Source organism: Pseudoflavonifractor sp. 524-17, from assembly GCF_009935845.1.
GTDB lineage: Bacteria > Bacillota > Clostridia > Oscillospirales > Oscillospiraceae > Pseudoflavonifractor_A.
In genome coordinates, this window is sequence record NZ_QWEK01000091.1 from 1 (window position 1) to 5,665 (window position 5,665).

7 protein-coding genes and 1 pseudogene are annotated in these 5,665 nt (G+C 52.9%); 7 read left to right on the forward strand and 1 reads right to left on the reverse strand.

What is annotated here, in order from left to right:
• The first annotated feature begins 101 nt into the window (after nt 1–101).
• Nucleotides 102–422: a hypothetical protein gene (locus tag D1159_RS18350; RefSeq protein ID WP_161847044.1), complete on the forward strand. Its 321-nt coding sequence runs from the start codon at nt 102–104 to the stop codon at nt 420–422.
• Nucleotides 419–761, forward strand: a pseudogene (gene mobC, locus D1159_RS18355) (plasmid mobilization relaxosome protein MobC). The gene D1159_RS18350 and the pseudogene mobC overlap by 4 nt, the downstream one beginning before the upstream one ends.
• Nucleotides 762–798: 37 nt before the next feature.
• On the opposite strand, the gene D1159_RS18360 reads toward mobC, so the two are convergent.
• A complete protein-coding gene (locus tag D1159_RS18360) occupies nt 799–1,044 on the reverse strand; it encodes a helix-turn-helix transcriptional regulator (protein WP_161847045.1) in 246 nt (81 codons plus the stop codon).
• A gap of 310 nt (nt 1,045–1,354) precedes the next feature.
• Between D1159_RS18360 and D1159_RS19915 the strand changes: the two genes are divergently transcribed.
• The 5 genes from D1159_RS19915 to D1159_RS18385 all read left to right on the forward strand — a co-directional run bounded on the left by D1159_RS19915 (nt 1,355) and on the right by D1159_RS18385 (nt 5,509).
• Nucleotides 1,355–1,591 carry a hypothetical protein gene (locus D1159_RS19915; RefSeq protein WP_243152398.1) on the forward strand — a complete coding sequence of 79 codons (237 nt, stop codon included), beginning with the start codon at nt 1,355–1,357 and terminating at the stop codon, nt 1,589–1,591.
• Nucleotides 1,592–1,668: 77 nt separating this feature from the next.
• On the forward strand, nt 1,669–1,977 hold the full coding sequence (locus tag D1159_RS18370; protein ID WP_161847046.1) for a hypothetical protein: 309 nt from the start codon (nt 1,669–1,671) through the stop codon (nt 1,975–1,977).
• A gap of 57 nt (nt 1,978–2,034) precedes the next feature.
• On the forward strand, nt 2,035–3,453 hold the full coding sequence (locus D1159_RS18375; RefSeq protein WP_161847047.1) for a relaxase/mobilization nuclease domain-containing protein: 1,419 nt from the start codon (nt 2,035–2,037) through the stop codon (nt 3,451–3,453).
• A gap of 369 nt (nt 3,454–3,822) precedes the next feature.
• Nucleotides 3,823–4,182 (forward strand): BlaI/MecI/CopY family transcriptional regulator, encoded by a 360-nt coding sequence (locus D1159_RS18380; RefSeq protein WP_161847048.1) that lies wholly within the window; start codon nt 3,823–3,825, stop codon nt 4,180–4,182.
• A gap of 10 nt (nt 4,183–4,192) precedes the next feature.
• Nucleotides 4,193–5,509 (forward strand): M56 family metallopeptidase, encoded by a 1,317-nt coding sequence (locus tag D1159_RS18385; protein ID WP_161847049.1) that lies wholly within the window; start codon nt 4,193–4,195, stop codon nt 5,507–5,509.
• Nucleotides 5,510–5,665: the final 156 nt, after the last annotated feature.

Genomic DNA, 5,665 nt, shown 5'->3' on the forward strand with positions numbered 1-5,665 from the left:
CAAAAAGAGTGCGAAAGTCGGCGCAGCTTGACGCTACGCCGACCCTCGCTTAAAATGTTTTCTTACGTCACCGCCCCGTCAAGGCGGAGGCTGAACGCATTTTGAAACGGTTTCAGGACGCGAGGGAACCCAACAGCCCCAACGGGACCCACTACATGGCACAGGTCTCCCCGGACTTTCTGGCGCGGGCCAAGACCAAGGACACGGACCGGCTGATGTCCATGCTCCCCTTCCAGTCCCTGTCCCTCTCCAAGCTGGAGGGCCGGAAGAGGACGTATGCCCTGATTCTCAAAGAGGAAAACCGCTTTCAGCCCCTGGTGCTGCGCCGCCCCTCCGTGAAGAAAAAGCTGCAAGAGAAATCTGCCGTCTCCGCCGCCCCCAGCGCCCCCGGCAAATCCAAGTCCAAGGGGCAGGAGCGGTGAAGGCCCCGAACCGTCAGCGGGAGGTCCAGCTGAAATTCCGCGTCACACCGGAGGAGCGGGCGCTGATCGAGAAGAAGATGGAACAGCTCGGCACAAAACATGGCGGCATATCTCCGCAAGATGGCCGTGGACGGCTATGTGGTCAATCTGGAATTGCCGGAGCTGCGGGAGATGGTCTCCCTGCTGCGCCGGTCCAGCAACAACCTCAACCAGCTCACCCGCCGCGTCCATGAGACCGGGCGATTCTATGACGCTGATCTGGACGAACTGCGGCAGAGCTATGACGGGTTGTGGGACGCGGCACAGAAAATTCTCACCTCTCTGGCAAAGCTCCAGTAACGATGAACAGCCGGGAACTGCCCCGGCTGTTCATTTTCTAATCTATATCTTCTAATTCAGTGTCTTTGAAGGAATCCGTATCAAAAAAATCATAAAGAGAAATTCCCAGCCCATCACAAAGCAGTTTGATTGTGATAATGCCAGGGTTATGACTGTTGCCATATATGATATTTTTCAGCGTTGTGGGCGGGATGCCAGCTTTTCTTGCCAGAGAATTGATATTATATCCATGCTCTGCACAAAGCTGCTGGATACGCAATGACACTTGTTTCTGCGTATCCACCTATACCACTCCCGTCCATAAAAAGTCTTTTTAAGTTTACCCATCTTCACAAAAATAGACGGACTTTATATAGTCTTTTCTGTGGAGTATTATGGTGGTATGGGGTGATGCGGATGATTGTCACGTTCTGCGGACACAGCAAACTATATCAGACCGGCGATTTCTCCAAGTGGCTGGACATAATACTCCCATCACTCATAGAGGGCGGCGCGGCCACCTTCTACCTCGGCGGCTACGGAGACTTTGACAGTCTGGCTGCGGCGGCGGTGAGACGGCAAAAGACCGCTTACCCAACATTGAAGCGGTGCTGGTGCTGGCCTGCCTCAACCGGAAAATGGATGATTCCCGTTATGACAGCACCACCTATCCGCCCCTTGAAAATGTGCCGCCCCGCTATGCCATTGTCCGGCGCAACGAGTGGATGGTCCGGGAGAGCGACGTGGTGATCTCCGGCGTCACACATGGGTGGGGTGGGGCGGCGAAAACTTTAGACTATGCGCGGCGCAGACAGAAAGTAATTTTTCAATTCCCAACACATCGGGAATAAGCGGCAGGGCCGCATCCTTGCAAAAAATTGCCGGTGCGGTTATGCTGGTATCAAATCAAAATCAAGAGGTGTTTATCATGCTGACCTATAAAAAAGTGTTAGAGGTATTCAAGGATTATCTGGCCGAAGATGATTCCTGCGAGGTGCTGACTACCAGCCAGGGCTATCTGGTGGTGGATTGGAGCAGCAGGAAAAGTAACAGCGAGTGGGTGACTTCCCGGCTGTGCCAGACCCCGGAGCATCTGCGGGATGTGCTGCGCTCCCGGTATGAGGAATACCAGGGGTACAAGCTCACCAGAGGCTACAAGCGGGAGCTTCTGCCCTCTGAGGACGTGGATATTCGGCTCATAGGCAAGACGATTGCCGAACGGTGCGGCGAAAACTGAATACACAGAAACGGTCCGCCAAGTGCGGACCGTTTCTTTTGAAGGGAGGGACCGCCAATGGCAACCACCCGCATTATGTCCCTGCACACCGGCAAGGGCCGGACTGTGGCCAAGGCTATCAACGACATCATTGACTATGTGGAGAATCCTGACAAGACGGACGGCGGCAGGCTGATTTCCAGCTACCAATGCGACAGCCGGATCGCGGACGCGGAGTTTTTGTTTGCCAAGCGGCAGTACCTCGCCAGGACCGGCAGGAAGCGCGGGGCCGATGATGTGATCGCCTACACCATCCGGCAGTCCTTCGTCCCCGGCGAGATCACCCCGGAGGAGGCCAACCGCCTGGGCTATGAGCTGGCCCGCCGCTTCACCAAAGGAAAACACGCCTTTATCGTCTGCACCCATGTGGACAAAGCTCACATCCATAATCACATCATCTGGAACTCCACCACCCTGGACCATTCCTGGAAATTTCGGGACTTCCTCGGCTCCAGGCGGGCGGTACGGCGGCTTAACGACACCATCTGCGTTCAGAACGGCTACTCCATCGTGGAAAATTCCAAGCGCCGGGGCAAGAGCTACAACAAGTGGCTGGGCAGTAAGCCGCCCTGTCACCGGGACCGGCTCCGCATGGCGATTGACGCGGCCCTCGCGCAGAAGCCCGCCAACCTGGATGCCTTGCTTCAGCTGCTGCGGAACGCTGGTATAGAGGTCTCGCCCCGTGGCAAATCCATCCGGCTGAAAGCGCCGGGTGGAAAACAGTTTGTCCGGCTGGACGGGGACAGCATGGGGGCGGACTACTCCATTCTCTCGCTGCTGGCCATCCTCGCCGGGGAGAAACAACACACTCCGCTTTCAAAAAATATCCGCCGCGCAGATCCGCCGAAGGTGAATCTGCTGGTGGATATTCAGGCCAAGCTCCAGGCGGGCAAGGGGGCCGGGTACGCAAGGTGGGCCAAGACCTTCAATCTCAAGCAGATGGCGCAGACGCTGAACTATCTGACAGAGCATGACCTGTTGGATTATGCCGACCTTACTGCCAAAACGGACGAGGCCACCGGACGCTATCAGGAATTGTCCGCCAGAATCAAGGCGTCGGAGCAGCGCATGGCGGAGATCGCCGTACTGAAAACGCACATCATCAACTATGCCAAGACCCGCGAGGTCTATGTGGCCTACCGCAAGGCCGGATACTCGAAAAAATTCAAGGCCGAACATGAGAGTGACATCCTGCTTCATCAGGCGGCAAAGAAATTTTTTGATGAATCCGGGCTGAAAAAGCTGCCCACGGTCAGGAGCTTACAGGCTGAATATGCCGCGCTGCTGGCGGAGAAAAAGGCGGCTTACGCCGATTTCCGCAAGGCGCGGGAGGATATGAAGGAGCTGCTGACCGTCCGGGCCAACGTGCAGAAGCTCATGGGCTATGAGGCCCAAGGGCAGGAAAAGGAAGCGGACCGCCGGGAGGAGGAACGATGATTTTTCACCGTTCCAGAGGGCCGCAGGCCCGTCAAAAAAGCGTTCCGAAGGAACGCGCAGCCAGCCCCACCAAGGGGCTGTTCAAAGGGGTTTGGGGGCGCTGCCACCAACAAGCAGATTGGGCCTCCCGCCCACGGCGGGAGGTCCAATTTCGCATCGTGGGTCCCACGATGCCCTGCTTGCCCGTTTCTCCGGTCCATCCCTTGCTGGGTTGGTAGAAAGAAATCAAAGGTAGCTCACTAACAAATGTACAAGGGCAACTCAGATTTTTTGCAAAATTAAGACCACAGTAGTATTGACATTCTTCCAAGACTGTGGTAGTATAACGTCGTGGCCACTACTATGGTCTTAAAAAGGAGGTGCTACCGAATGGAAACTAAACTGTTTGCTTCTGAACTAAAAGTAATGTCTGTCCTTTGGCGCGATGGCGATGTTCCTGCGAAGTATATCGCTAAACTGCTGACCGAGGAATTGGGTTGGAATGTGAATACGACTTATACCTTGGTTAAGCGGTGCATCAAAAAGGGCGCGATTGAACGCTCCGATCCCGGTTTCATGTGTCACGCTATTGTGCCGCAGACAGAAATACAGGAGGCAGAAACAAACGAACTGATCGACAGGGTGTATGACGGATGTGCGGACAAACTGTTTGCGGCTTTGCTGGGGCGAAAAAAGTTGAGCGCCGAGCAAATTGAAAAGCTGAAACAGATTGTTGGCGACCTGGAATGAGGTGATGCAAATGAGCCTGTTGCAAATGAGTTTTGCGGGAGGCGTGATGATTTTGGCAATCACCGTCATTCGTGCCTTGGCAATCAACCGCCTCCCGAAAAAGACCTTTTTGGCACTTTGGGGAATAGCCGTTGTTCGCCTGCTACTCCCGTTCTCTTTCCCATCTGCATTTAGTGTCTATTCATTATTAGGCAGTCATGTATCAGGAATAGACGTTGCAGAAAGCCCCCTTGCTGTTGTGTTGATGCCAGTCGAAGAAACTGGGCAAAAGGCTACAATGTCCACAAGTAGTTTTTCTGTTTGGGTGGTTATTTGGGCCGTTGGCGCATTGATTTGTGCTTTGGTTTTTGGCGTAGCATATTGGAAGTGCAGGCAAGAATTTCAAACCTCATTTCCAGTAGAAAATGCCTTCATTAGAAGCTGGCTGAATAAGCATCAACAGAAGCGCCCAATTTCCGTTCGGCAGTCCAGCCGGTTTTCTGCTCCGCTCACCTATGGCGTATTTCACCCCGTAATTCTGATGCCAATATCTACGGAATGGGCTAATACAAAGTCACTTCTATATGTTTTGGAGCATGAATATGTGCATATCCGGCGGTTTGACAGCATTACAAAATTAGTGTTGATTGCGACGCTGTGTGTGCATTGGTTTAATCCCTTGGTTTGGGTTATGTATATCCTTGTGAACCGGGATATTGAACTATCATGCGACGAGGCAGTAGTGCATCTTTTTGGGGAGAACACAAGAGCGGCTTATGCGCGGACACTCATCAGCATGGAAGAAACTCGGAGCGGCTTTGCTCCCTTGTGCAGCAATTTTAGTAAAAACGCGATTGAAGAAAGGATAACCGCAATTATGAAAATCAAAAAAGCATCTATCTTCTCTCTTGTTCTGGCACTGGCTCTGGTTTGTGGAGTAACCACGGCATTTGCAACCTCCGCAAATGCACAGCAGGCTGATCCCGTGGAGCAGAACGACAATATCAACATTGTGGGTAAACCGGCTTCCGCTCCGCAGATTGCGGATACCTTTGGAACTTTTTTCAAAGATGATGGCAAGTCCGCTGGGTTTGATACAAGTGAGGCTCTAATGGCAACCCCGGTGCAGTCTGGCGATATTTATGGTGCGCCCGTAGACAAAACCGATGCTGAAACAAATGGTCTGCCCGATAGCAATGTAATCTATTTTGACACCGAAGCCCAGCGCGACGAACATTTTCGCGCTCTGGATGCAAACACAGAAAAAGGGCTGAATCGCTATGCGGGCTTTGAAACCATGTATGCTGGCATAGACACCTCCGCACCTATCACCTATATTGTGAAGTAAGTACCCGCAGTTCTGATAAACAACGGGCATAGCCACCTAATGGCGGCTATGCCCGTTTGCCATCAAGTGGTCTGAAACGGTTATAGTAGTATTACTTAAAAATGCTCAATCTGAAGTGAGTTGTTTACGGAAGAAGAAAGCAGCAAAAATAGCCTG

What these genes read in the sequence shown, in the direction of transcription:
- D1159_RS18385 (WP_161847049.1), top strand. Translation starts at nt 4,193, where the DNA reads ATGAGCCTGTTGCAAATGAGTTTTGCGGGAGGCGTGATGATTTTGGCA.
- D1159_RS18380 (WP_161847048.1), top strand. Translation starts at nt 3,823, where the DNA reads ATGGAAACTAAACTGTTTGCTTCTGAACTAAAAGTAATGTCTGTCCTT.
- D1159_RS18370 (WP_161847046.1), top strand. Translation starts at nt 1,669, where the DNA reads ATGCTGACCTATAAAAAAGTGTTAGAGGTATTCAAGGATTATCTGGCC.
- D1159_RS18375 (WP_161847047.1), top strand. Translation starts at nt 2,035, where the DNA reads ATGGCAACCACCCGCATTATGTCCCTGCACACCGGCAAGGGCCGGACT.